General features: G+C 70.4%; 20 protein-coding genes. 4 read left to right on the forward strand and 16 right to left on the reverse strand.

What is annotated here, in order from left to right:
• Positions 1–43: 43 nt before the first annotated feature.
• From OHA19_RS10010 to OHA19_RS10055, 10 genes are all read right to left on the reverse strand, one after another.
• Positions 44–1186 carry a P1 family peptidase gene (locus OHA19_RS10010; protein ID WP_405717130.1) on the reverse strand — a complete coding sequence of 381 codons (1143 nt, stop codon included), beginning with the start codon at positions 1184–1186 and terminating at the stop codon, positions 44–46.
• An 11-nt stretch (positions 1187–1197) separates the two neighbouring features.
• Positions 1198–1878 carry a 4'-phosphopantetheinyl transferase gene (locus OHA19_RS10015; protein ID WP_405717128.1) on the reverse strand — a complete coding sequence of 227 codons (681 nt, stop codon included), beginning with the start codon at positions 1876–1878 and terminating at the stop codon, positions 1198–1200.
• 106 nt (positions 1879–1984) lie between these two features.
• Positions 1985–3199, reverse strand: coding sequence for an MFS transporter (locus OHA19_RS10020; protein WP_405717126.1), 1215 nt, complete (start codon positions 3197–3199; stop codon positions 1985–1987).
• 6 nt (positions 3200–3205) lie between these two features.
• Positions 3206–3775, reverse strand: a complete 570-nt coding sequence (locus OHA19_RS10025) for a GNAT family N-acetyltransferase (RefSeq protein ID WP_405749947.1) — start codon at positions 3773–3775, stop codon at positions 3206–3208.
• Positions 3776–4927 (reverse strand): type III PLP-dependent enzyme, encoded by a 1152-nt coding sequence (locus tag OHA19_RS10030; protein WP_405721947.1) that lies wholly within the window; start codon positions 4925–4927, stop codon positions 3776–3778.
• Between the two features lie 20 nt (positions 4928–4947).
• Positions 4948–6306 carry a DUF6271 family protein gene (locus OHA19_RS10035; RefSeq protein ID WP_405717121.1) on the reverse strand — a complete coding sequence of 453 codons (1359 nt, stop codon included), beginning with the start codon at positions 6304–6306 and terminating at the stop codon, positions 4948–4950.
• Entirely contained in the window at positions 6288–7352 is a 1065-nt protein-coding gene (locus tag OHA19_RS10040) for a phytanoyl-CoA dioxygenase family protein (RefSeq protein ID WP_405717119.1), read from the reverse strand. Before OHA19_RS10040 ends, OHA19_RS10035 begins: the two co-directional genes overlap by 19 nt.
• Positions 7353–7642: 290 nt before the next feature.
• Entirely contained in the window at positions 7643–8575 is a 933-nt protein-coding gene (locus OHA19_RS10045; protein ID WP_405749949.1) for an ArsR/SmtB family transcription factor, read from the reverse strand.
• Positions 8576–8901: 326 nt separating this feature from the next.
• On the reverse strand, positions 8902–9762 hold the full coding sequence (locus OHA19_RS10050; RefSeq protein ID WP_405749950.1) for a Gfo/Idh/MocA family protein: 861 nt from the start codon (positions 9760–9762) through the stop codon (positions 8902–8904).
• A gap of 347 nt (positions 9763–10109) precedes the next feature.
• Positions 10110–10649, reverse strand: a complete 540-nt coding sequence (locus OHA19_RS10055) for a hypothetical protein (protein ID WP_405749952.1) — start codon at positions 10647–10649, stop codon at positions 10110–10112.
• 329 nt (positions 10650–10978) lie between these two features.
• On the opposite strand from OHA19_RS10055, the gene OHA19_RS10060 reads away from it, so the two are divergent.
• From OHA19_RS10060 to OHA19_RS10070, 3 genes are all read left to right on the forward strand, one after another.
• Positions 10979–11194: a hypothetical protein gene (locus tag OHA19_RS10060; RefSeq protein ID WP_405749953.1), complete on the forward strand. Its 216-nt coding sequence runs from the start codon at positions 10979–10981 to the stop codon at positions 11192–11194.
• 43 nt (positions 11195–11237) lie between these two features.
• The gene (locus OHA19_RS10065) at positions 11238–11603 is read left to right on the forward strand and encodes a PH domain-containing protein (RefSeq protein ID WP_405717105.1); all 366 of its coding nucleotides are present in this window, start codon (positions 11238–11240) and stop codon (positions 11601–11603) included.
• Positions 11604–12185: 582 nt separating this feature from the next.
• A complete protein-coding gene (locus tag OHA19_RS10070) occupies positions 12186–12389 on the forward strand; it encodes a hotdog domain-containing protein (protein WP_405749954.1) in 204 nt (67 codons plus the stop codon).
• A 5-nt stretch (positions 12390–12394) separates the two neighbouring features.
• Here the strand turns inward: OHA19_RS10070 and OHA19_RS10075 are convergent, their stop codons facing one another.
• The 4 genes from OHA19_RS10075 to OHA19_RS10090 form a co-directional block, all read right to left on the reverse strand.
• Positions 12395–13024 (reverse strand): TIGR03086 family metal-binding protein, encoded by a 630-nt coding sequence (locus OHA19_RS10075; RefSeq protein ID WP_405717102.1) that lies wholly within the window; start codon positions 13022–13024, stop codon positions 12395–12397.
• A 2-nt stretch (positions 13025–13026) separates the two neighbouring features.
• Positions 13027–13641 (reverse strand): GNAT family N-acetyltransferase, encoded by a 615-nt coding sequence (locus OHA19_RS10080; RefSeq protein WP_405717099.1) that lies wholly within the window; start codon positions 13639–13641, stop codon positions 13027–13029.
• Between the two features lie 127 nt (positions 13642–13768).
• Entirely contained in the window at positions 13769–14635 is an 867-nt protein-coding gene (locus OHA19_RS10085) for a peptidoglycan-binding protein (protein ID WP_405721944.1), read from the reverse strand.
• A gap of 263 nt (positions 14636–14898) precedes the next feature.
• Positions 14899–15216 (reverse strand): SDR family oxidoreductase, encoded by a 318-nt coding sequence (locus OHA19_RS10090; RefSeq protein WP_405717097.1) that lies wholly within the window; start codon positions 15214–15216, stop codon positions 14899–14901.
• Positions 15217–15274: 58 nt separating this feature from the next.
• On the opposite strand from OHA19_RS10090, the gene OHA19_RS10095 reads away from it, so the two are divergent.
• Positions 15275–15544 carry a hypothetical protein gene (locus OHA19_RS10095; protein WP_405717095.1) on the forward strand — a complete coding sequence of 90 codons (270 nt, stop codon included), beginning with the start codon at positions 15275–15277 and terminating at the stop codon, positions 15542–15544.
• Positions 15545–15872: 328 nt separating this feature from the next.
• Here the strand turns inward: OHA19_RS10095 and OHA19_RS10100 are convergent, their stop codons facing one another.
• Together OHA19_RS10100 and OHA19_RS10105 are read right to left on the reverse strand one after the other, a co-directional pair.
• Positions 15873–18137, reverse strand: coding sequence for a UvrD-helicase domain-containing protein (locus OHA19_RS10100; protein ID WP_405717093.1), 2265 nt, complete (start codon positions 18135–18137; stop codon positions 15873–15875).
• Positions 18134–24889 carry a DEAD/DEAH box helicase gene (locus OHA19_RS10105; protein WP_405717091.1) on the reverse strand — a complete coding sequence of 2252 codons (6756 nt, stop codon included), beginning with the start codon at positions 24887–24889 and terminating at the stop codon, positions 18134–18136. The genes OHA19_RS10100 and OHA19_RS10105 overlap by 4 nt, the downstream gene beginning before the upstream one ends.
• Positions 24890–24921: the final 32 nt, after the last annotated feature.

A 24921-nucleotide genomic window follows, 5' to 3' on the forward strand; every position in this document is an offset into this window, starting at 1 on the left:
ACGAACCCGCCGCGAAGCGCCTGTGAACGCCCTCGGCGACCGGCTACGAAACCGCTCCCCGTGCCGCCAGCAGTTCGCTCACCCGGTCCAGCGGGAGTGCCGGGACGTGATGGCCTGCCCGGCCGGTCATCGGGTGCGCGCCGGTGAGCACATTGAGCACCGCCTCCTCCACCGACTCGACCACCGCGCAGTAGAAGGGATCCATCCGGCCCCAGGGCACGAACCTCATCGACTCGTACGGCGCGCTGCCGTCGTCCTCGGGGAACGTACTGGTCAGCGCGGACGGGTTGGCCGTGGAGAAGGCCAGGAACAGGTCCCCGGAGAAGTGGCTGCCGGTGGTACCGGTGCGGGCCAGCCCGAGCGTGACCCGGCGGGCCAGCGCCTTGCACTGACCCGGCAGCAGCGGGGCGTCGGTCGCCACGACCACGATCACCGAGCCCGCGCCGGGCGGCACCGGCCGCTCCCCGCCGGACTCCGCCGCGGGGGCCTGCGCCCCGACCGGGTCGGACAGCTCGCGCCCCACCGGCACACCCGCCACCACCAGTTCGCGCCGTGCGCCGAAGTTGGCCTGGACGAAGGCTCCGACGGTGTACCGGTCCTCGCCGTACTCCACCACGCGCGACGCGGTGCCCGAGCCGCCCTTGAAGCCGTAACAGCGCATGCCCGTGCCGCCGCCGACGCATCCCTCCTCGACCGGTCCGGACGCCGCCGCCCCGATCGCCTGTGCCGCGTGACGGGACTCCACGGCCGAGCCGTGGATGTCGTTGAGGTGGCCGTCCCAGGTCTCCGTGACGACCGGCAGCAGCCACTCCGGCGCCATGCCCCGGCAGTTGGCGCGTACCCACTCGACCACGCCCCGGTGGACCGGGCCGACCGCGTACGTGTTGGTGATGACCACCGGAACGGCGAGCGAGCCGGCCTCCTCGATCCACGCGGTCCCGGTCATCTCACCGTTGCCGTTGAACGAGTGCCAGCCGGCCGCGCAGGGGGTGCCCACACCGTCCCGGCCACGCGGCAGCAGCGCGGTCACTCCGGTGCGCACGTCGTCGCCGTCGACGAGGGTGACGTAGCCGACCTCGACACCCGGCACGTCCGTGATCGCGTTCCACCTCCCCGGCTCGCCGGTCAGGGGAATGCCCAACTCACGTGCGCGCCTGCGCTCTTGGCCCGGGTGATCTCCGCTCATGCGGACAGAGGTTACGGGGCGGGGTTGTTCTCGACAACGATCGCGGTCAGCAGCAGTCCGTCCTCGGCCAGCCAGCGGCCGCTGAATCCCGCGGGAACCACCGGCGCTCCCGTCCCGGCCGCCGGTCGAAGGTCGGAGACCAGCAGTTCGGCGGTGAAGCTGCCGTCCGGGCGGAGCTCGATGTCGGCCTCCTCGAAGCCCAGCCAGCGGTGGGTGAGCGGGAACCACGCCTTGTACACGGCCTCCTTCGCGCTGAACAGCAGACGGTCCCAGTTGATCCCGGGGTGCGCCGAACGCAGTCCGCGCTCGCGCCGCTGCTCCGTCACCAGCGCGATGCTGTTGTGCACGTCACCGGGCAGGGGCGCGTCGCCCTCGGCATCGATGCCGACGCTGCGCACGTCCGTCCGGTGGGCCACGACAGCGCCCCGGTAGCCGGTGCAGTGGGTCAGGCTTCCGACCGTGTTCTCCGGCCAGAGCGGGGCACCGCGCTCGCCCTTGAGGATGGGGACGGGAGCGATGCCCAGCGATCCGAGGGCGGTGCGGGCACAGTGACGCGTCGTGGCGAACTCCCCGCGCCGCTTGTCCACGAAGCTGTGGGCCAACTCCTCCTCACCGGGCAGGAGTACGGCATCGGGCAGGTCGGAGAACGCCTCTGCCACCGCTACCCGGGACGGCAGAATTTTCTCGATCATGATCTCCCCCTACAGGCTGGACGGCACCATCCTGCCTGGTGCCGGGAGCTCGCCCAACCGCCCGGTGCCACAGAGCCTCCGGGCACAGGTCCTCAGGACCCGGGAATCAGGACCCGGGAGCCAGGACCCGGGAGTCGGCCGGCCTCGGCCAGTGGATCTGCGTGGCGCACAGGGACACCAGGAGCGCCGAGGCCGCGACGGCCCCCATTCCCCAGACCAGGCTGCCGGCGCTCGCTATGAAGCCGATCAGCGCGGGTCCGGCCAGCAGGCCCGTCGTCCCCATGGCGGCGACCAGAGCCAGTGCGTCCGTGCCCTGTGCCGCCGCCGCCACGTAGATGCACGGTGTCACGGCCGCGACGCCCAGGCCGACGCAGGCGAAGCCGATCAGCGCCGGCACGACACCACCGGCCGACAGGGCCAGCCCCAGCCCCGCACCGGCCACCACGCCGCCGACGCGGACGATGCGCCCGTCGCCCCAGCGGCTGCGCCAGCCGTCGGCGAAGATGCGGGCCAGCACCATCATGACCGAGACCACCGCGATGCCCATGGGCGCCAGTTCCGGCGCCGCACCGACGACATCCTTCATGTACAGCGCGGACCAGTCGTTCATGGCACCCTCGGTGACCGTGCCGAACACCATCGCGCAGCCCATCCATATCGTCACGCGGGACGGCATGCTCAACTTGCGACGGCGCTTCACCGGGGCCGGATCCTCGGCGGGGGTCCCGATGGAGGTCTCGGACCTGGTCTGCTGATCGTCGGTCAGCAGACCCGACCGGGTCAGTCCGACCAGCAGGAGCAGCAGGGCCGCGGCCACACCGAAGTGCACCGCGACATCCGTGGTCACCGTGTTCACACCGGACGCGAGGAGCGCGGCGAACAGCGAACCGGCGCTGAACGTCGCGTGCAGTCTGGCCATGGCGGTGCGCTGATAGGTGACTTCCAGAGCGGCCCCCTGAGCGTTCATCGCCACGTTCAGGCTGCCGACGGCAACGCCGTCGCAGCAGATGACTACAAGTGCGACCGGGTAGTCGGGCGCCGCCGACAGCGCCGGCAGAAGCAGACTCAGGCACACGGCCGACAGGACCGCGAGGCGGCGCGAGCCCATGCGCTTCATCAGCACCGCCACGAGAGGGAACGACGCGGCCGCACCCGCACCGCAGGCCATCAGCAGCAAGCCCAGTTCCGCCTCCGTCAGGTCCAGCCGCGTCTTGATGGCCGGGAGCCGGGACGCCCAGGTCGCGTACTGGAAGCCGAGAGAACAGAACAACGCCGCGATCGCGAGCTGAGCTCGGCGGAATTGATCGGTGACGCCAGACACAGGTAATCAGCTCACTTCGTCTTCCAGAGGTGCCCGATGCGATGACGCGTGGGCGAGGGTCGTTCTCCTGGTGCGGACGCCCGGCACGGTCCGGGACATGTACACCGCGTCCGCGCCGTAACCCGTCGGAGGCGCGACCTCCCGATGGGCCCGGTATCCGTTCGCCGACCAGAAGGTGTCGCTGCCGGAGACGGCGATCAGGGAGATTCCCTCGTACCCCTTCGCCCCCGCCGTTGCGGTGAAGTGCCGCAGAAGGCATTTCGCCAGGCCCCTGCCACGGAATTCCCCGGCGATGACGAGATCGTGCAGATGCAGGTTCCGCGAGTGGAGGACGAGGTCCTCCATCCGGTTCAGATCCGGATACTCGAACATCGGGTAGGGCAGTGCCAGCAGATAGCCCACCGTCCGGTTCCCGTGGTCCAGTACGAAGCAGGTGGCCGGGGAGGCATCGGCCCGGGACCGCAGCGCCGCCCGCCCCTCCGAGAGTCCGACGCCGGCGTACGCACCGGCCTCCAGCTCCACGACGGCGTCCCAGTCGCTGCCGGAGATATGTCGTACACGCAGATCTTGGCTCATCTATTCGCCCTGGACGCAGATGTACGGGAGTGGATCGAAACCGTTGAATCCCTGGGTCGTGTAGCCGGTGGCATAGGCGCCGCTGGAGAGAATCCAGACCGGGTCTCCCGAGGCGGCGGCTCCGGGTACGGAAACGCGATCGTGCGTGTGGTCGAAGGCGTCGTCGCTGTCGCACGTGGGACCCGCTACAACGGCCCGGACGTGTTCCGTCCCGGGGTGGGAGGGGAACAGCAGCCGGTACTGCAACTGATCCATCTCGTAGAGGCCGTTGAACTTTCCGCAGCTCAGATAGAGCCAGTGCTCGCGTTCGCCGTCCGGCTGTCTCCGGGAGGAGAGCCGGGCCACATGTGCCCTGATCGCGCCGTGGTCCGCGACGAGATGACGGCCCGGTTCCATGACGAATTCCAGCGGGGATTCCGAGACCGCTCCGAGGTGCTGGATTCCGTCCCGGATCACGGCGAACATCTTGTCCACCGGAGGGTCCAGGGGGATTCCGCGGCTGTCGAGATAGCCGAGAGCGGGCAGTCCGCCACCGAGGTTGATGTGGTCCGGGAAGATGTCCCGCCGGTTCAGGACCGTGAGCACGTCGGCGAGACGCTCGAAGGCGTCCTGCCAGGCTTCCGACGTCATTTGCTGCGAGCCGACATGGACGGACAGGCCGGACGGTGTCAGTCCGGCCGCCCGCGCGGCCTCCATGACGAGTACCGCGTCGGTTCCGGAGCAGCCGAATTTCCGGCTGAGGCCCCACAGCGCCCCGTCGCCGCTGGTGGCCAGTCTGCAGAAGACCCGGGCTCCGGCGGCACGGTCCGCTATCGCCGCCACGTCCTCCAGGCTGTCGGTCGCGAAGGTCCGCACGCCGAGACGGTGGGCATCGGCGATGTTCTCGTCGGACTTGATGGTGTTGCCGTAATGAACCCGGTCGACCGCCACACCGGTCCTGAGGGCCTGTGCGATCTCGTTGGGACTTGCCGCGTCGAAACCCGCCCCCTTCTCCGCGAGACGGGCGAGCACCTCGTCCACCGGGCAGGATTTCATGGCGAACCGGACGGAGATTCCGGGCAGCTCCCGGAGCAGTGAGTCGTATTGCTCCTCGATTCCCGCGAGATCGAAGACGATCCGGTCCTCGTCGGAGGCTTCCAGCGCGGCGCGCATACGGGCGTTCAGATGCGTGATCACGCCCCGGGACCGCCCTGGCCGCTGTGCTGCTGAACGCCGGTGGGCATACCCGGCCGATGAAGGCCGGTGGACCTGCTCGCCCGCACCAGGGATTGCCAGGCCTCGGTCAGCAGTGCGAAGTCCTCGATGTCCGATCGGGCCTCTTCGAGCCACTGCCGGCCGCGCGATGCCAGGATGTCGGCGAACTCGGCATATCGGCCGCCCAGTTCGCGGTAGGAGCGATCGAGCACGTCCAGCCGGTGCACGTTCTCCTCGCGGTCCGCCCCGGCGCTCTCCCTGGCCAGCCCGGCCACCACTTCCGGCCGGACGTGGAAATCGTCGTCGAGCAGCGTGGCACCGGCCGCCGCCATCCGGTCGTAGATGAGGTTGAAGTAGAGCATCGACAGGAAGAACTTCGTCAGCCGCAGCTGATAGGCCATGAACCCGGCGTCGGTCCGGCGCTCTGCCGTGTAGAAGTTCACGATGTTGCGGTTGTGCAGCACGCCGGGCAGCGTGCCGTCGTGGACCAGGTGCATCAGGAAGTAGTCACTGCCGATGGTGTCCTTCGCGGGCGGCAGGGGCACCCGCTCGTACACCTCGTGCAGGAAGCTGATGTTGCACATGTCCACCCGCATGGGATCGACATGGGTCAGGGTCGAGTGATCGCGGACGAACGGGTCGCTGCCCGCTCCCTTGAAGGATTCGTCGACCAGCTCCCTCTTCCGCTCGTCCGGCCAGTGGCGAGGCGCCCACAGGCTGACGACGTCGTGGTAGATGCCGCTGTCCAGCCGGGAGATCTCACCGATGTCCACCGACAGTTCACCCACGAACGAACTGCCCACCATCACCACTGGCTTGGCGGTGTGTTCCGGGGCGAGCACCGTCTCGGACACACCGTCCGTCGCGTCCGCCGCTGTCTTCCCCAGCGAGGTGAGCTCATGGTGGACGGGGAAGATGGTCTTACTGTTCAGGGTCTGATACGTACTGTCGGAGTCCCTGCGGTGCACCGACCGGCAGCCGAGCGCGGCGGCGATCAGGAAAGCGCGGTTGGTGCAGGCGCCGTAGGAGACTCCGGACGGGAGCATGAGGTCGAGCATCAGGTCCGGCTTGACGGCACCGGAACGCCGGATCACCCGGCGCAGGAAGTCCCGCTGTTCCGCTTCGCCGAGGTGATGCGTGATCACGTTCCGGTCCCGGCGGGCCCTGGCGACGACCTCGGCGTGCTCGGTGAACGTCTGCTTCCCGGAGGAGTCCAGGATCAGCAGATGGACCTCGACACCGAAGTGGCCGGCCGCGTAGTCCGCCTCCTCGCCGATCGCCGAGATCGTCTCGGCGCAGGCCCTGTCGGTCGGAAGGGTCAGGCAGATTCTGCGCATACCGGCTCCCCCGTCGCCCATTCGGATTCCTGCCCGTTCCAGGACGTCAGCCCCAGCAACCTCTCGCCGAGGCCGTTCAGCGCGGCGGTGCCGTACCTGAGGGATTCGTGTTGTGTGGCGTCGCCGACCAGCGTCCTGTTCCAGTCCGGCGTGCTGAGCCGGCGCCACGACTCGATCCGGGACCGCCTCAGCTCTCCGTGCGACTCCAGCGCGGGCATCATGGAGAGGTACTGCACCGCGCGCACACCGTCCTGCGAGGTGTTGCGTGCCACTCCGTGCGCGAGCAGCCCGTTCCAGATCAGCAGGTCACCGGCGCGCAGTTCGGGCCGGACCACGGGGAACTCCGCCCGGTCGGCGTCCGGCCTGATCGGGTCCCGGTCCTGGGGCTGCGTGGTCTTCCACTGCTCGAACCGGCGGAACAGCTCGGGCGAGCACTGGAAGCCGCCCGACTCGGGCCGGGTGTCGTTCAGGGCGATGATCCCCTGGACCCTTTGGGGCAGTACGCCGAGCGTGGTGTCGACATCCCAGTGGAGCTCGATGTCGAAGCCCTTGTCCGTGGGCGCGATGAGCGCGCGGTCACGGTTCTTGATGTTGGGCGGATTGAGATTGAGCCGGTCCAGCGTCACCCACAGCTCTTCGCAGTCCCACACGTCGACGAACGCGTCATAGACCCGCCGGGCCTGTCGGCTGTCCCAGATGAGCTGGTGGTGGTAGGCCTCGACGAAGCCGTAGACATGCAGCTCCCGGTCCAGATCGGTCCGGAACGGCCGGTCCTCGTACCAGCTCTCGGGCCGCGCCGGATCGAGCCCCTGGAAGCCCCAGGTGAAGTCCAGCAGGCGCTTCGCCGCGGCGGCGGGAATCGCCTCCCTGACGATGACGTACCCATAGGTCTGCCAGAAGTCGAAGTCGTCCTGGGACAGCACTCGCAGCTCCTTCGACTTGCGGATGTCCCTCAGGGGCATCCGCGCCAGATAGGCCTCGCCGTCCGAGCTGAAGTACGGCAGGTCCGAGGGGGCTCGATGCAGATACGGGACGGGCGTCGGCATGCAGTCACTCCAGGTTCGAATTTCTCGGTGACCGAGCGGACCGGCCGCTCCCCCAGCGCTTTCGGACCGGGCGAATCACCGCGGTGGGTGCCGGGGAACGACTTCGGCGCGGCCGTCGGTGCCGGGCACCGGGTCAGGTGACGGATGTGGCCCGAGCTACTCCCCACCTCGACTTTTGTCGACCACAAGGCGGCGGACAAGCTTTTCGGTGTACACCGAATCGCCTCGGAACGGGGCCCGCATCCTCCGACTTGACGGTCCGTCACACCTGCTGGACGGCCCCGCCGGCCTCACTGATTCCTCAGGCACTGCGTCAGCGTCACACCCGAGCCGTTCAGCTCGTACAGGACGCGGGTGCCGGCCCGGTGGCGTTGCACCACGCCCGCGGAGACGAGTGCCGAGAGGTGCTGCGAGACCGTACTCGCGGCCAGCCCCAGATGGTCCGCGAGCGCGGAGGTGGTGATCGGTACGGCCAGTTCACGGACCACGGACGCGCGCCCCCGGCCCAGCAGGATCGCCAGCCGGTCCTCGCGCGGTGGCGGAACGGCGCCGCTACGCTCCGGATCGGCGTGCAGGAGCCCCGCTCCCCGCGCGGCGAAGGCGACCACGGTCCGCCCGTCGGCGACCGACCACCAGTGGGTGCCGTCCGCGAAGAGCATCGGCACGGCGGTCACGCGGTCCGCACCGTCCATGCGCTCGGCCGGGAGCCCGAGATCGCGGAGCAGCGCCGCTCCGCCGCCCATCGCCAGGGTGCGCGAACGGAAGAGGATCTCCTCCTCCAGCGAGCGTGCGAGCCCGACCCCGCGCGGCTCGATCGCCGATCGCCAGAAGTTGGCCAACTCTAAGGACAGATAACGGAGTTGCACTTCCGGTTCGCGGATCAAGGCGGCGATCAACGGATCGGTGAACGCCTGCGGATACTCACGGGCGAGCTCGTCGCGGACGAGCCCGGCCGGAGTCCGCGCCAGACCGTCGAGCTCGTCCGCGACACTCGCCTTCCGGAAGGCGACACCCCCGGTCAGGAACGAGGGGATGCGCCCGCGCGTCCGGGCCAGGGCGACCATCGACCTCAGTCGCGGCGTCAGCGCGCCATGCGCCTCACGAGCCCAGGAGGAATGCGGCCAGGGCACGTCGGGACCGAACCGGGCCAGCAGCGCGGCGGCGCCGAACGCCTGCCATAACTCACACAACGCCAGCCGCACATCGGATAGTTGACAATCCATCAGCTCTCCACGGCAGCACGCGACAGCTCGAACACGAACTCCGCCCATCCATTGTGGTCCAGACCAATGATGAACGAGCTTTCGGCAACCCTCCGGCCACTGTCAAGGATCTTGTGACTCAGGCCACAGAGGCATCACTCATGGCGATCCGACGCGCGCGTACGGTGATCCCCGTAGGTCAATTGCCTTACGGGATACGCCTGTCGGACCGATGCCCTTCGCCCGCCGGCAACCCGGGCGGGCATCATGACGCACCGCGCCTCGGGGGCCCGGCGGTGCGGTTCGGTGCGCGCGACTCAGCGCGGCTCAGCGGGCGTCGGCGCGGCTCAGCGGGCGTCGGACGACGCCTCACGCAGGGCGGTGGCGACCGCCTCCAGAACCTCGACGGGGCGCAGCAGGTCCCCGTATCCGATCGGCGGCCTGCCGGTACGCGCCATCTCCAGAAACACTTCGAGGCCGGGTACGCAGTAGTCCGCGCCCGGTGTGAGGGTCTGCTGGACCATGCTCTGCCGGGTGAACGTCATCGCGTGAAAGGGAATCTGATCCGTGCTGCCCGGCTTGACGAGGTTCACGACGACGCGGGTGTCACCGGCGGTGAACGATGCGACGACGGTGGTGCCGGTGATGTCGGTCCGTACGCCGGAGATCTCGCCGGGGGCGAGCCTGAGCGCGATGTCCACCGCGTGGATGCCGTAGAAGAAGATCCCGCCGTGGTCGCCGGCGGGGTCGGCGGGCCCGGACACCACGACCAGCTCCGGGCGGCCTCCCGGCGCGGACCGGGCCACCAGCGCCTCGGTGTCGGGGATCCAGCGGAGCGCCGAGGACGAGGTGAGCGGCGCACCGTGGCCGCGCGCGGTGTCGATCATGGCCCGGGCATCCGCGACGGTGTGGCTGAGGGGCTTGTCGACGAAGACCGGAAGGCCCTCGGCCAGGAAGGGGATCGCCTGGTCCCGGTGGTTCGCGCCGTCCCGGTCCGCGACGACGACGGCGTCGACCAGCCCGAGCAGGCCGGTGGGCTCGTCGACGATCGCCGGTATCCCTCCGGTGCTCGCCAGCGCGTCGTTGCGCCGCCCGCGCCCACCGCTGAGAGCCACGACGCGCGCGTCGCCGCCCGCCTCCTCGACGTTGAGGTGGCGGACGATCTGGTCGACATGGCTGTTGTCGGTGCCGACGATCCCGATGCGCATCCGGAGAGCTTCCCTTCGAGGTGACAGGCTTGCCGCCCGCACCGCCCGATTGACCAAAACCCGGCAGCCCGGTCGGTGCAGCGCGGCGCACGGTCGAGTTTCGCACAGCCGTCCAGGCGCCCGAAGTCCCGTCGAAGGGCAGGCCACAGGCCCTCGACCGGCTGCCCCGCTCTTGTTGGTTCTACTGACTCTTCGTATTCAAACCCTCGCGAATGCCGGCGCCTTTTGCCAGCATGAAGCCTCCGTAACCGCGCTGTTCGAGTCGGGGATCCGGTGAGCGCTCGGCTTCCCGGCCGGTTGCGATCAGGTGGACAGGAAGTTCCAGAGAACGGCGACTTCATCGTCGTTCACGGCGATGAGACCGGCGTCCCAGTCGAATTGGCTGAAGGAGTTGTACCCCGGCTGGACTGCCGGTAGAAGTCGGGGCGGTCGCCCTTCCAGGAAAGGTTGGTGCAGAAGCGGGTGCCGTCAGCGAAACGCGACAGAATCGCATCCGCCCGGCGCTCCCGCTCCGGCCTGTGTTTCTCCCAGTTCAGCGACTCCGTGAGGTCCGTACGGTTGGTTCCGACTCCGAGCAGGACGATCAGCGACCGCACGGACGAACGGGGAAGTCCCCGCACCATCGACCGACAGCGTTCCGCATCTCCAAGAGTCGCCGGCGTATCCAGCCACGGGAACAGCGGGTCCTCCAGGCGCTCTTCCTCTCCCTCGTACGGGTCGATGGACTCCCAGCCCCGCGGGTCCTGGAACTCGAGCCGCATGATCGCCCCTGCGTCCAGCCACCATTCGTCGTGTTCGCGTGCACCGACACCGACGAACGTGCACAGCCGCTCGTACAGTTTGAGAGCATCCGACCACGCCCGAGCGTCGAGCATGCCTTCTTGCATGATTCGCTCCATCACTCAGGCGCCGAGGCGTGGACGACGAACGGCGGGTCGAGGTCGGGATCGTACCGAGCTTCGTGGTCACCCCGTGAGCGGCCCTGACGGGCTGAATCGCGTCGCTTTCGGAATCCACCGCGACGGTGGTTCCCGTCACGGCCTTCCCCGGGAGCGGGCCCTCACCGGTCACCTCGCACACCGTGATGAACTTGCTCGGCGGGTTAGGAGGCGGATTCTTCAGCCAGTCCTGGATCTCATGGGTACTTCTCGCGAATGCTGTAGCGAGTGTATTCCTGCGCCGTGCGCAGGTAGTCCGCGCCCGGGTACGGCCTCACGTGGCTGCTGCTGTCCTTCCTGCCTGCATCGCCGGACTGTGGGGCACTTTCGGCGGATCGTACGCCGCGCACAGCCGGTTCGAGGCCGTACTCGCGCTCGGCTCCGGGACCTTGCTGTGGATGACCGGGCTACTCGGCGTCGCCGAGGCCGTCGGCCACTACAAGTGGGTCCTCGGAGCGCTGGGGAACTCGCCCACGGACTCACCCGTTCACTGAACGACCGAAGGACAGAACGGCAGGGCGGCAGACGGGGACCCCAGTGGCACTGTTCGGCAACGCGCACACCATCGATCCGGGCAAGGCGGCGCAGGAGTACGCCCGGCTGCTTGGCCAAGGAGAGCAGGTCCACGGCGCCTATCAGCTGATACGTGACGCCATCCTGCTCACGGACCGGCGCATGATCCTTATCGACAAGCAGGGGCTGACCGGCAAGAAGGTCGAGTACCACTCGCTGCCGTACCGCAGCATCACGCACTTCTCCGTCGAGACGGCCGGCCACTTCGACCTGGATGCCGAGCTGAAGATCTGGGTGTCGGGGAGCGCGACACCGATCGAGAAGACCTTCACCAAGGGGGTCAACATTTATGAGGTGCAGGCGATTCTGACGCAGTTCGTCGCGCGCTGACCGCCAAAACGCCCAGCGAACCGCTCATGCAGCCCGGACAGCATCCTCAGCCAGGGATGCGGTCCGCAAGGGCCGACCGTGGAGCCTGACACTGGAGAACCGGGCGCAGTTGGTCGCGGCGCGCCGCGTTCGCTCCCGACCCGGTCGGCGACCTGGGCGGACTGCCGCATCAGCTCCTCGGTGCCGGCCGCGGCCTGGTCCCCGGGCATGGCGGCGGCCGGCAGTCCCGGCAACACGTCGGCAAGCACGCGGCTTTCCCCCAGTGCCTCGTCCAGGTCGTACAGGACGGCGAGCGCATGGGCGCCGCCCGCACCGCGGTCCACCCCGCCCAGCACCGAAGAGGCCCGTCGGAACGCCTGCCCGAGCGGCCCGCCGCCGCGCCGAGGACCTGTACGCCAAGGACCGCACCTGTGAACTGCTCGGCATCGACCTGCGGGACGCCTGGCCGGGCCGGGCGACCGTGGGGATGCGGGTCGCGGAGACCATGGTGAACGGCCACGGCACGGGGCACGGCGGCTTCCTCTTCCTGCTGGCCGACGCGGCCTTCGCTTTCGCCTGCAACACACGCACGGCCCGGCGACCGTGGCCCAGGGGGCACAGGTCACCTTCCTCCGCCCCGCCGAAGTGGGCGACGACCTGGTCGCGGAGGCGGTGGAGCGGAGCCGCGCCGGGCGCAGCGGCGTGTACGACGTGACCGTGCGCCGTTCGGACGGGGTGCCGATCGCCGAGTTCCGGGGCCAGAGCCGCGCTCTCGGGGGTCGGCCGGCCCCCGAGAGCGGCGACTGAACCCCTTACTTCGGCGACCACCGCGGGTCGCGGCCCAGCGCCGCGAGCAGGCGGTCCTCGGCGCTCGCCGCGCCGGCAAGCTCGACCGCCGGGCGGAACGAAGCACCGGGCCGCTCCCGCGACGGCCCGTCAGGCACCTCCTTGCGGGCCACTTCGGCGGCGGCAAGCACGAGGTCCTCGTCGTACGCCGCCCGGATGCCGAGCGAAGCCGCGACGTCCCAGCCGTGCACCACGTAGTCCACGAGGTGGAAGCCGATCGCGCGCGGGGCCGCGAACCTCAACGTCGGGTGGATCCACGGCAGGACGACCTCGCGGTCCAGTACGCCGTCTTCGGCGAACGCGTCGAGGACCCGGTCGACGGAGTCGGCGTACGCGTGGCGGGGGTCGTCGAGCGGCGTCTCCTGCCAGACCGCCTCGTCGACCGGTCCGCCCTCGGCGGCCGCGGCGAAGCCGAGGTGTTGTGCGGCCATATGGGCGAGGAGACGCCGCAGCGACCAGGTGCCGCACGGGGTGGGATCGTCCCACTGGTCGTCGCGGACCTGCGCGACGATCTCCGCGCTGCGCAGCACGGCCCGGCGGTCGAGCTCCTGGAGCCTGCCCTTCAGCGTGTCCGCTGTCGCGTCCGTTCCGGTCATGGTCAGCCCATCTCGTCAAGGATGCCGGTGCACGGTCGCGGGCCCTGGTCGGTCCGGGTGGTTTCGGCCTCCCGGGCGAGGATCGCGTAGACGTACTCGCTGCCCCAGCCCCGGTCGTCGCGATCGTTCTCGATCAAGTGCGCCTCCCGGCGCATCGACAGCCGCTCGCAGATCCGCACGGAGGCCGCGTTCTCCACATCGACGCGGGCGAACACGCGGTGCACGGAAAGCTGTTGAAAGGCCAGATCGCGCAGGGCGAGTGCGGCCTCGGTGGCATAGCCCCGGCCCCCGTGGTCGGGGTGGAAGACCCATCCGATCTCGGCCTGCCCGGTGTGCGCGGCCGACAGCGAGACCATCACCTCACCGATCACCCCGGGTGCGTCGCGACGGCAGACCGCCAGCGTGAGGCTGTCGCCGTCCTCCTTCCAGGGGGTGCCCTGTCCGATGAGTTCGATGACCTCCGCGCAGCGCGCGCGATCACGCGGCGGCCGGTACAGATACCTGGCCACCTCGGGCAGTCCTTGATACGCGTACATATCGTCCAGGTCGGTCTCCGCGAACAGGCGGAGCGTCAGCCGATCCGTCCTCAACGGCTGTAAGTCAAATATCGCGTTCATACGTACCCGGCTTCCTCGGCGATCCGTGATCGACCTCCCATCATGCGGGAAAGCCCTGCGCGATGCGGCGGGGTGGACAACGTGCCGACCACCCCGCCCACAGTCGCACCGTCAACCGGCACCGCCGTCACCCGACGAGGGCCTCCCAGGTCTTCGGGCCTGCCTCACCGTCGACGGCGAGGCGGTTGACGCTCTGATAGGCGCGGACGGCAGAGTTGGTCACCGAGCCGTAGTCGCCGTCGACGGCGAGCCCCGCGCTGTGCTTGTTCAGCACCACCTGAAGGCCGCGCACATGCTCTCCGGAGCTACCCCGCTTGAGCGAGTAGACCAAGCTCGGCCAGGTCTTCGGACCGATCTGACCGTCCGCCACCAGACCTCGGGAGGACTGGAACTTCTTGACCGCTGCGACCGAAACCGAGCCGTAGTCGCCATCGGTGGCCAGCGCGGTACCGCGCCGGGTGATCAGGTACTGGACGGCCTTCACGGTCGCGCCCACGGCGCCGGGGTCGATGGCCGGCCAGCCACCGCCCAGGTCCACGCCCCGGGCGGCGAGGTACGAGACCGGGTTGACCGTGGCACCCAGCCCTCCGCTGTGGGTCTCGAAGTGGAGGTGGGGGCCGGTCACATTGCCCGTGGCGCCCATGTCGGCGATGCGCTGTCCTGCGGCGACCTTGGCGTTGAGCGGGACCCGGAACGCGCTGAGGTGCCCGTAGTAGGTGTACCGCCCACCGCCGTGCGAGATGACCAGGCCGTTCCCGGTGCGCCCCGACAGGACGCTTCTCCCGCGACGTACCACGGTGCCGGCGGCCGCGGCGTAGACGGCCGTGCCAGTCGAGTTGGTGACGTCCTGGCCCGCGTGCGGGTAGGGGCCGCGCGGAGCCCCGTAGTAACCCCCTGCGGGGAAGTGGCCCCGGGCGGGGTTGCACCACCGGCCGTCCTTGAGCGTGGCCGCCGAAGCCGACGAGGTCAGCGCCGGTACGCCCGTCAACACCACCCCGAGCCCGGCACCGACGCCGAGCATCAGCTTTCTGCGCGACGGGCCCGCCGGTCGCAGGTCCTGTGGTTCTTCAGCGGCGCCGTCGGCCGGACCGCACTGCTCACACATGTCCCGTCCTCCTTGGGTTCTCACTCGTTCTACGCGCGTTGCTTGGCGAGAGCATGCCAGAGGGAAGAGCGGCGCTCCAGGGCCCGGCGGGGCCAAAAGGCCGGGGTTCCGCGCGACCGCATCGGACGGAACCCCGGTGGGGGTGCGGCGCGTCAGGGGCCGACGTGGGCAGCGCGCGCGGCGGACGAACCGTCGCGGACCCCCTCGCCCGTGAGGTTCCCGTTGGCTCCCGAGCCGAGGAAGAGCACCAGCCTGGCGGCGTCGTCCGAGTCGGAGAGACGGCGCGTGGGCGTGCCCGCGGCGAGCTTGTCGGTGATGAACGAGGGGATGGGCGGGCGACTGTCGGTGAGGGTGAGACCGGGGGCGACCACGTTGACGAGGACGCCATCCCGGCCGGCCTCCCAGGCGAGGCTCTTCGGTCGCTGGGAGGAGTTCGGCGGCTGGATCGGGCACGGAGCGGGCCAGGTCACGACGAGCGCTTTCCTCATGCTCGGGGAGGCGGGTGCGCCAGGTCGTGGGATCTGGCCGTTGACGCTCTACCCGGGCGGTGGGCGCGGCGGCACGGCGGAGGTGGTGTTTCAGCATCTGGCCGCACGTGAACCGTTCATCGACCGCGCATTGCGTGCTGAATTCCTCAGGCGGCTCAACGACATGGAGGGCGTCGACATCCCGGAAGGCAAGCTGGAGCTGCGTCCCAACTTCCGTCTGTCATTGCTGGAGAGGGACCACAACCGCAAACTGCTCACCGAGACCTTGGTTTGGTTCCGGGACCGCTGGGGGAACCGGGACACAGCCTGAGCGCGCGGGCGGCGAGCCGCTGGGTCGAACGCCCTCCACTCATGCGTCGAGGACGGCGCCCTGGCGGTCCCAGCGGCGCCGAAGCGCCCGGGTGAGGACGAAGCCGCCCACCCCCGATAGCGCCCGCCTCGGCAGCGACCGGCTGCCTTCTCGAGGGCAGCGGCCTCCAGGGTCTTCTGCAGCCGATCCACCACGGCCCGCCGCTGCTCCTCGTAGGAACCACCACGACTGCCTTCTGGCAGCGCACCCAAGCGTTCTCGCACTCCGACCGCTTCAACGACATCACGCCTCAACGGTCAGCAACGCTGGTGGGGAGAAGCGCGCCTTATCACCGGGGCGGAAGCAGCGGTGCCAGGAAGCGACTCGGCTCACCGTGCCAGGTGATGGCGAGCGCGTCACGGGCGCGGGTAGCCGCGACGAAGAGCAACGAGCGCGCCCGGTGCAGTTCACGCTGGTGGCGGCTCGGGTCCGTGCGTTCCCACGCGTCCACAGAGGTGCGGGGTACGAGTCCCTCAGCCACCCCGGCGATGATCAGGCAGCGGTACTCCAGTCCCTTGAACCGGTACATGGTGCCGATGTGGACGCCCTGGTCGTTCCGCGGTCCGTCCTGTGTGATCTCCGTCGGGGTGATGCCGCGTCGCGCGAGGCGGTCGGCGAGCTGGGTGACCATGTCGTTGGTGGGGACGCAGATCGCCGTGGACTCGCGGGGCACGTCGTGCCAGTCGCGCAGCTGCTCGACGACGAGGTCCATCTCCTCGTCCCAACTCCGTGCGCCCCGCAGGGACGGGCTCGAGCCTTGGAGGACGGAGCGGTATCCGGCGATCGTCTCCGCACTGCCGTCGAGGTCGTCGTACTCCGCGTCGTCCAGGACCCGGATGGCGTCCCGCAGGATCTCCCGCGTGGTGCGGTAGCTGAGGGTCAACCGGGAGGACCGGCCGCGGATGTGGACGCCGAGGCTGCCGAGCGTGACCTGGTTGTCGTAGATCCGCTGGTGCGTGTCGCCGACGAGGAAGATGTCGTCGGGCTCGGCCGGCACCATGGCGCGCAGCATCTTCCAGTGGGCGGCGCTGAGGTCCTGCGCCTCGTCGACCACGATGTGCCGGTAGCGGTAGCGCAGCCAGGCACCGGAACCGGCCTCGACGTGGAGGTTGTCCAGGCCCCCCCGGTCGTCACGTTCCTCGGATCGCCGGTCGATTCTGGTCTTGCGAGCGATCTCCAGCCGTGCCGCTCGCTCGGCGACCTGCCGGTGGGTCTCCAGCCCCTTGGTCTCCAGGCGCTGGGTGAAACGTTCGGCGAGCTGCCAGATGCCGGCTCGCTCGGCACGTGTGACGCTGCGTCCTCGGCCCGCGCGCCGGGCGGCGAAGTAGTCGCTCCGGGAGGTCACGGCCTGGCCGAGGATGACCTGGTTCCACTCGTCACTGAGGAACTCGGCGCTCCAGCGGGTCTCCCCCGCCTCCACCAGCAGCTCCCGCCACTCACGCAAGGCTGCTGTGTCGTCGATCCGCCGCTTGGCGCTGCCCGGGTCGGCCTCGCTGACGAGGCGGGTCGCGAGCTGGTCGACGTGGGCGATGTCGACCCGGGCGAGTACGTCGGGGCCGCCGAGCGAGAGGAGCCGGGCCCGCAGATCGGCGGCGAGGTTCTTGTTGAACGTGGTGAGCAGGACGGGCTTGTTGCGACCGGGCGGGAGCCCTCGCACCAGGTGGCACACACGGTGGAGGGCGACGATCGTCTTGCCCGTCCCCGGCCCGCCGCCGACCCGTGCCGGGCCGGAGTAGCGCCGGTGGACCAGCTTTTCCTGGGTGGGGTGGAGGAAGATCTTCCATCGCCCGAAGTCGCCCTCCTCCAGGATGCTCTGCAGGGACTCGTCGTCGGTGATCACCACGGTCTGGGAGCGGTCGACGGCCGCCTGCCAGTCGTCGGTGTCGAGGTTCTGCTCGGGTTCACTCACGGCGACGGGCGCGGTGACCTGGTCCATGACCGCGTCGTAGGGGACGCCGTCGCGCAGCCGCAGGAGGACCTCCCCGGTGTGGCGGGGCGCGTACTCGGCGAGACCGAGCAGTTCGTCGTCCGTGGTGAGTTTCCGGACGATCGGGATGAGCGGTTCGGCGACGCCTAGGTCCGCGAGCTGTTCGTCGGTGTACGCGGCGAACAGGTGCTCTTCTACCGGCCTGCGGGGGGCGGGTTCCGGAGCGGGGGTTGCGGGCGGCGTGGGTTCGCGGCGCTGCACGTGCTCCTCGACGACCTGAAGGTCCACGTATTCGATGGCGCCGGTGATGTGGTTGATGCCGTAGTTGAGCCGGTCCAGGTTCTTGTGGACGTGGCCGCGGTGCTTGACCGAGACGAGAAGCCAGTCGTCACCGCCCAGGCGGATCATCAGGGCCCGCCACTCGCGGTTGACGCGCGCCGACCAGAGCCGGTCGTGGCCTTCCAGCTGCTTGAGGTCGAAGCCGCCGGCGTCCGGGTTGCGGCGGAAGTCGTGCTGGAACTTGTAGAACGCGCCGAGGACGGCGCGGTCCAGTTTGACGATTTCCTTGTCGGCCTTGTCCAGCAGGCGCAGGGTCACGCCAGTCCTGGGCGCGCCGGTGACCGTCATCGCTCGTTCTCCTCGTGTTCGTTCGTGGCCGGACCGGCGACTGGGCTCACCAGCCCGGCGAGTTCGTCGGCGTCCCATTCCGTCGCGGTGCGAACCTGCCAGCCCGCGTCCCGGTAGGCCCGGTCGCGTTGTTCGGCGTCGATGTCCCGGTTGTTGCCCGGGTCCGGCCGGTGCGCGAGGACAACGCCGATCCGCCGGGCAGGCCAGGCGAGTTCGGCAGGCCAGGCGGCTGCTCCGAGTTCGTAGCCGGCCTCGGGCGCGGGCAGGCCGAGGCCGGCGAGGACACGGGCGAGGCCGGGGAGACCGGGGTCGTCGATGAGGAACTCGATGACCTCGTCCCAGGCGGGGTCGCGGACGGCCGCGGGGGCCTCCTCTGCGGTCTGCCCGACCGCCTCGGGTTCGTGTGCCCGCCGCTGGGAGGTGAGCCACCCTGCGCCGCCGGTGACCGCCAGTTCGGCCGCGTCGAATCCCGGCAGCATGCCGGCCGTGAGCTGGACCCCTTCTCCCTCGCCCGCGTCGAGGAACTGGAGCAGGTTGCTCCAGTAGAGCCAGGCCTGCCAGCGCCGCCGGTGGGCGGCCTCGTCCGCCGTGACCGTGTCCGTGCTGTCGTCGAGCACGGTCAGTGCGGTCCAGGCCGCCCCGGTCTGTCCCCTGCGCAGGTCGAGCGCGATGGTGAGCGGACACCCGGATGTGTCCCGCGTCGCCATGACCTGGACGGCGCCCTGTCCTCCGGCGAGCCGCCGCCCGTGCAGCGCCTCGTCGATCCTGCGGCCGGTTTCCTGGCCGTCGGCCAGCGCCCTGCTGGTCGCCGACACGGCGGCGAAGCCCGCGAGCGCGCTCTGGGTGCGGCGCCGCCAGGCGTCGGGGTCCGGGTCGGTGAGGTACCCGATCAGTGTCTCGACGGGGTTGGCCCACACGAAGCGCGACAGGTCCCGGGTGTCTCCACCGTGCATGCGCCGGTGGACGTCCATGGCCGTCTTCTGCGCGGTGTTCGGGTACGGCTTCCAGACGGGGTCGGCCTGCGGCTTCGTCCGCCCTGTCCACGCCTGCACGTCGTCCCAGGTGAGCTGGAAGACCTGCCAGCCTTCCGCCCGCAGGCGGGTGCGTTTGCCTGCGTCGTCCTCGGCGGTGAGGTGCTCGGGGCTCGCGTGGTAGCGATAGCCGTCGAGGTAGACGGCCACCCGCCGGTCGTCGTCGGTGCTGTGGAAGACGACGTCGGGCCGGGTGAAGCCGAGCGGCGTCTGCGTCTGCATCTGCCAGCCGCGGACCGTGCCGTCGGGTGCGGTGAAGCGCAGGGTCGTGTCCCTGGTGCCGTCGGCGGTGAGCGCGGTGCGGACGCTGACCTCGTCCACCCGCTCGGCCCATTCGAGCAGCCCGCGCCGGAAGAGTGCCTCCAGTTCGCTCTCCACCTGGTGCACGAGGGTGATGTCCCGGGCGGTGGCGACGGGTTCGGTACTCCACCGGTCGGCGGTGCGGCCGAAGAGGTCACCGAGCATGTCCAGCGCGTGCTCGCGGGAGACGAGTTCGTACTCGCCGTCGGTGACGTGCCGCAGCAGGCAACGGTGGCACGCGGGCCGGCCCTGGCCGACGCACACGCAGGTCTCGATCACCTGGCGGGCGTCGTCCAGGACGCCCCTGAGCCCGTCCTGGCCGGCGAGGCGGTGCAGATATCCGGTGCCCCCGGGCAGCGTGTCGTACAGCACGAGGAAGTGACGGCGCAGGGCGGCCTCGCCGCGTTCCTCGGGCATGGAGTCGGTGACGACGGCGAGGTGGTCGGGGTCGCCGCCGTAGCTGCGGGCGATACCGGCCAGCAGCAGCGCCTTGAAGGAGACGAGCCGTTCCTGGGTGTGGGCGGTGACGGCGGGGATGAGGATGCGCAGGGCGTCGGTGCGCAGCTCGTGGGCGAGCAGCACCTTCTCGCCCCGCCGTGCGATATCCGCCCCGCCACGCCTCCTGGGGCACCAGGGCCGGTGGTACTTGCCGTATGCGGCCGCGTCACCGGTGTCCTGGGCGACGGGCCCGCCGTCGGGGTCCGCGAAGCCGCACGCGTCGCAGACCCAGAAGGGATTGAGGCGGACCTCCCGCCCGGCGAAGGACGTGTCGGCGCCGCCGTCCACCCGGGTGGCTCCGGTGTTGATGTGGCGGATGCGTGCCTGGCGGGTGAACTCCCAACCGAAGGTGGCGTGTTCGTGCTTCCACGCCTGTTCGACGTCTTTCGCGTCGATGTCGACGGCGGGCACGACGGTGTAGTGCCGCCTCTCCCGCTCGTCGCTGTCGTCGCGGACGCGGACGTCGTCGCGTTCGTCCCGGGAGGTGACGCGGCGCGGCACCAGGACCTTGTGCAGGCAGCCGACGTCTCCGATGGCCGCGGACCGGCAGCGGGGGCAGGGCGAGGGGTCCTGCTCGGCACGGTGGGTGCGGACGTGCCCGCAGTCGGGGCAGACGCGCCACCAGATCCAGGCCGGGCGGCCGGGACTGCCGATGTCCAGTCCGGTGACACGGTGCTTGTAGCCCTGGGCGTAGTAGTGGTTGCCAGGGGCGAATTCGGAGAGGGCGAGGCGCGCGGGGCGACTGTGGTGGAGGGTCTTGCTGTGGTCCTTACGGGTGCCGTCGGCCTGCTTCTCCGTCCAGGTGAGGGTGGCCTCCAGTTCGGTGGCCGAGTCGATCAGGCTGTAGTTCGGCAGCAGGCCGAGGTCGACGAGCGCGCCGTGCGCGGTGGTACGGCTGATCTCGCGGGAGACGCGTGCCACGTCCCGGCGCTCGGCACGCAGTTCGCGCCCCTGCCGCTCCTGGTCGGGGTCGCCGGCGACGAGCAGTCCGTGGGCCCGGTCGATGGCCTCGGTCCGGCGCTGCAGGTCGGCGCGGCGGTCCTCCCAGCGCCGGCACGCGGCTTCCAGGGCGCCTCCCAGTCCCTCCTCGCCGGGGTCGGTCGCGTAGGTGACGAGGGCGGCGCGGGCCTGCGGACTGACGCCGGTGCCGCGGCTCTCGTCGTACGCGGGAAACAGGTCGAGGAAGCCCTGCACGAGCCGTTGTCCGTCGGCGAGCGCGGCTTCGGCGAACTCGGCCTGCCAGCCCGAGGCCCCGAACAGATCGGTGGCGCGTTGGGGCAGCGGCCGCAGTGGCGTCCCGTCGGGGGCGGTCAGCCGTCCGGCGCCCGCGAGGTCGAGGAGATGGGCGAGGTACTGGCGGCGCAGGATCTCGGCCGCGGACAGGTAGCAGCCGGGCGGCAGAACGTCCCCGGCGATCATGAGCCGGGGTTCTTCCAGGTAATAGCGGTCGCGCGGACCGCGGTCGACCATGGTGAGCAGATACGCGTTACCGGTGGACCGACCGGCCCGGCCCACACGCTGGATGTAGTTGGCCGGCCCCTTCGGCAGGGAGGCGAGAACGACGGCCGACAGGTCGCCGATGTCGATGCCGAGTTCGAGGGTGGGGGTGCAGGACAGCACCTGCGGGTTGGCGTAGTGGACGTCGGTGCCCTCGCGGAAGGCCTTCTCGACGGCCTCTCGTTGGGCGCGGCTGAGTGTGCCCGTGTGTTCCGCCGTGTTGATCGTGAATACGCCGGCCTCGCGGTACATACGCCGGTAGAAGTCGTCGGTGAAGTCCCGTTGCCGCAGGCCGCTGTCGAGGTCGCGACCGGTGGCGAGGATTCCGGCGCAGCGGTAGCGCGGACACGGCTGTCCGTGCCACTGGTCGGCGAGGTCGGGGTGGACGGTCTGCTCCCAGAAACAGACCGGGCAGTGCGCGGTGGCGTCGGGCAGCGTGTCGTCGGCGAGTCTGCGGACCTGGATGTGTCCGGGCTGGAGGCCGTAGACGCGAGTGGCCCCGTCGAGTGCGGTGCGCACGGCGAGGACCCCGGTGTCGGCGAGGGCGGGCAGCAGCCGGGTCAGGAAGTCGGTGGCGGCCTCCCTGCGCAGCCCGAGAGCACGTACGGCCCAGTCCTGGTACCAGCCGAGTCGGCCGGTGAGGACGTCGAAGTCCTCACTGCCCTGCTTGGGGGCGCCGAGCAGGAACGCGGGCGCGGAGACCCCGCGGGGGAAGGCCGGCATGCCGGTCTCGCGTCCGCCCCAGATCGCCCACCGGCGCACCCCTGCCTGGTCGAGCCAGGGGTCCAGCCATGCGTGCCGGACGGCACCCCGGATACGCAGCCGCTCCAGCAGGCCCCGGACGAAGCCGGTGTACCGGTCGGGGCCGGGCACCGATCCGTCGGGCAGCGCGATCTCTCCGGGCGTGGTGAGCAGCGTCTCCCGCACGAGGTCGGCGACGGCGTCGGCGTCCGGCAGGGGCACGTCGGCGGCGACGGTGCGGGTGAGTTCCAGGGTGCGGCCCTGCCGGGACCGCAGGCCGAACTCCATGACGGTGGCGAACGCCAGGCGCTGCGCGATCAGTTCCCAGGTGGCCCGGGACCCGCGGCTGCGTCCGGAGAGCAGGGTGTCCACGCCCCGGATCAGGTGCAGGTCCGGCGGGATGACGGCGGCCTGCACCGCCTTGCTGTCGACGACGTCGGCGATCAGGTCGGCGGCCAGATCGCTCAGGGTGATCGGCTCGTCCTCGTCGATGCGGCTGGCGAGCAGCGCGCGCAGCGAGAACGTGTAGGAGCGGCTGGCGACGTATCCGGCGCGGTGGGCGGCGTCCTGGACGGAGTCGTTGAAGAGGAGGGTCTTGTTCTCGCCCTTGTTCTTGTCCAGTTCGCCGCCGGTGAAGAGCTGGGTGACGGCCGCGGCGGCGAGCGCGGCGAGGCCGGTGCCGAGGTAGCGGATGGAGTTGAAGGTGCGGCAGGCGGGGCACTGGTCGCGTTCGGCGGCCCGGTCGCCGTCGAGGTCGGCGTGGACGAACGCGGCGTTGTGGAGGGGCCTGGGCCGACGGGGTCCGTCGCCGTCGGCGGGAGCGGTGAAGTCGGTCTCGGGCGAGAGGGGGCGCAGCCGTCCGCCGGCACCTTCCAGGACCATGACGGCGGGTCCACCACGTCGGCGTTCCGCCCCGGCCGCGAAGGCGGCGTCGTGCACTTCCTGCGGGGTCGCGGCGATCATGTTGCGCACCCGGCGCTTGTCGCGGCCGACCGAGGCACGGCGGATCTTCGAGGCGTTCAGGTCGAGCTCGGCCGGGTCGACCTCCGGCGAGTACGCGGCCCAGCCGGAGCGTCCGCACTCGCGGCAGAAGACCGCCGGCAGGAACACCTCGGCGGGCGGCGGGGCGCTGTCGTCGGCCGGTACGGCGGCCTGCTCGGCCACGTCGGCCGGTACGACGGGGCCCTCCCCGTCGTACGGCGAGGTCCGGGCGGCCGCTCCGTGGTCCTTGCGGGCCAGTGCGCCGTGAGAGGTGACGCGTTCATCGTCCCAGCGGAACTCGGCACGGGCCGCGCTGATGCCGCGCAGCACACGGGAGACCGACCGTACCCAGTGGTGGATCTCGATGGCCAGCAGGGGCCGCCCGGGGTGCTCGGGGTCGCGGGCGTACGACAGGAGGGCGATGTAGCGGGCGAGTGCCTGGGCGGCGATGCGCGGCCGTTGCTGCACGGCCATGCCCCAGTGGTAGGCGTAGCGAGGCAGTACCTCGGTGATCTCGGCGAGGGTCCTGGGGGTGCCGTCGAGAATCTCCAGGACGGCGGCGGTGAGCCGGTGGCGGCGCAGCACGCCGCCGAGCTCCTCCGGGCTGGGCCCGTTCAGACCGGTGAACGCGGCGACGAGGCCGTCCATGGCGTCCGGATCGCGGGTGGGGTCGCCGAGCTCGGCGACCTCCTGCGGGGAGGGGAACGGCAGCGTGAAGTCGCTCTCGCCGGTGAAGTCCTTGGTGGAGCGCCGATCCTCACCGACGACCGACTCGAGCGGGAACGGCACGCCGAAGACCTGCTCGGCGACCTCCAGCATGCCGGGCCCGCCGCCCGCCCGCCCGGTCCCGCCGGGGCCGTTCTCCCCCAGCGTGGCCGACGTGGCGACGGGGCAGACCGGCCCCAGCGGGCGGCCGGGTTCCGCGAGTCCGGTGACGGACCCGAGGCGGCGCAGCAGCATGGCGACATCCGTGCCCTGGGCACCGTCATAGGTGTGGAACTCGTCGAGGACGACGTACGCGAGCGCGGGGTCCTGCCACAGCCGCTGGTCCTCGGGACGCTGGAGGAGCAGGTCGAGCATCTTGTAGTTGGTGATCAGGATGTCCGGCCGGGTGCGCCGGATCTCGTCCCGGTCGACGGTGATCGCGGGGTTGGCCTGCTTGAACTCCTGCGACGGCTTGTCGCCGATGTAGAGCCCGGCCCGCACACCCGCATCACGCAGCCGGGTGTCCCGGGGGTCGTCGAGCCGCTTGTTGATGCGGTGGGCCTGGTCGGTGGCGAGGGCGTTCATGGGGTAGAGCAGGATCGCCTTGACGCCCTCCCGGCCCGCCTCACGCTCGCGGCGGCAGTGGTCGAGCAGCGGGATCAGGAACGACTCGGTCTTCCCCGACCCGGTGCCGGTGGTGACGAGGGTGGGCCGCGCCGGCCCGTGCAGCGTGGACAGCCGCTCCCAGGCGAGCTCCTGGTGCCGGTGCGGGGTGAAGTCGCGGGGCCACCAGGTCAGGTGCCGCTGCCAGTCGTCGCCCTCGGCGCTCCGGAAGGGTGTGCGGATGCGGAGGTAGGGGCCGCGGAAGATGCCGTCGTCGGCGTCGCCGAGGAAGCCCTCCAGGGCGCGGCGGGTGCTCTCGTCGGCCAGCGCGTACGTCGTCGCGAGGTACTGGCTCAGACTGGCCCGTACCTGGTCGGCGGCGAGTGTGGGACGCACGCGCGGTCCTCCTTGGTGCTGGTGGGGCGGGT

This window comes from Streptomyces sp. NBC_00012 (assembly GCF_045040875.1).
In the GTDB taxonomy this organism is placed as follows: Bacteria; Actinomycetota; Actinomycetes; order Streptomycetales; family Streptomycetaceae; genus Streptomyces.

Coding starts and splice junctions, on each gene's coding strand:
- OHA19_RS10010 (WP_405717130.1), bottom strand. CDS start 1,186: ATGAGCGGAGATCACCCGGGCCAAGAGCGCAGGCGCGCACGTGAGTTG.
- OHA19_RS10015 (WP_405717128.1), bottom strand. CDS start 1,878: ATGATCGAGAAAATTCTGCCGTCCCGGGTAGCGGTGGCAGAGGCGTTC.
- OHA19_RS10025 (WP_405749947.1), bottom strand. CDS start 3,775: ATGAGCCAAGATCTGCGTGTACGACATATCTCCGGCAGCGACTGGGAC.
- OHA19_RS10030 (WP_405721947.1), bottom strand. CDS start 4,927: ATGCGCGCCGCGCTGGAAGCCTCCGACGAGGACCGGATCGTCTTCGAT.
- OHA19_RS10035 (WP_405717121.1), bottom strand. CDS start 6,306: ATGCGCAGAATCTGCCTGACCCTTCCGACCGACAGGGCCTGCGCCGAG.
- OHA19_RS10040 (WP_405717119.1), bottom strand. CDS start 7,352: ATGCCGACGCCCGTCCCGTATCTGCATCGAGCCCCCTCGGACCTGCCG.
- OHA19_RS10045 (WP_405749949.1), bottom strand. CDS start 8,575: ATGGATTGTCAACTATCCGATGTGCGGCTGGCGTTGTGTGAGTTATGG.
- OHA19_RS10050 (WP_405749950.1), bottom strand. CDS start 9,762: ATGCGCATCGGGATCGTCGGCACCGACAACAGCCATGTCGACCAGATC.
- OHA19_RS10055 (WP_405749952.1), bottom strand. CDS start 10,649: ATGCAAGAAGGCATGCTCGACGCTCGGGCGTGGTCGGATGCTCTCAAA.
- OHA19_RS10075 (WP_405717102.1), bottom strand. CDS start 13,024: ATGACCGGAACGGACGCGACAGCGGACACGCTGAAGGGCAGGCTCCAG.
- OHA19_RS10080 (WP_405717099.1), bottom strand. CDS start 13,641: ATGAACGCGATATTTGACTTACAGCCGTTGAGGACGGATCGGCTGACG.
- OHA19_RS10100 (WP_405717093.1), bottom strand. CDS start 18,137: ATGACGGTCACCGGCGCGCCCAGGACTGGCGTGACCCTGCGCCTGCTG.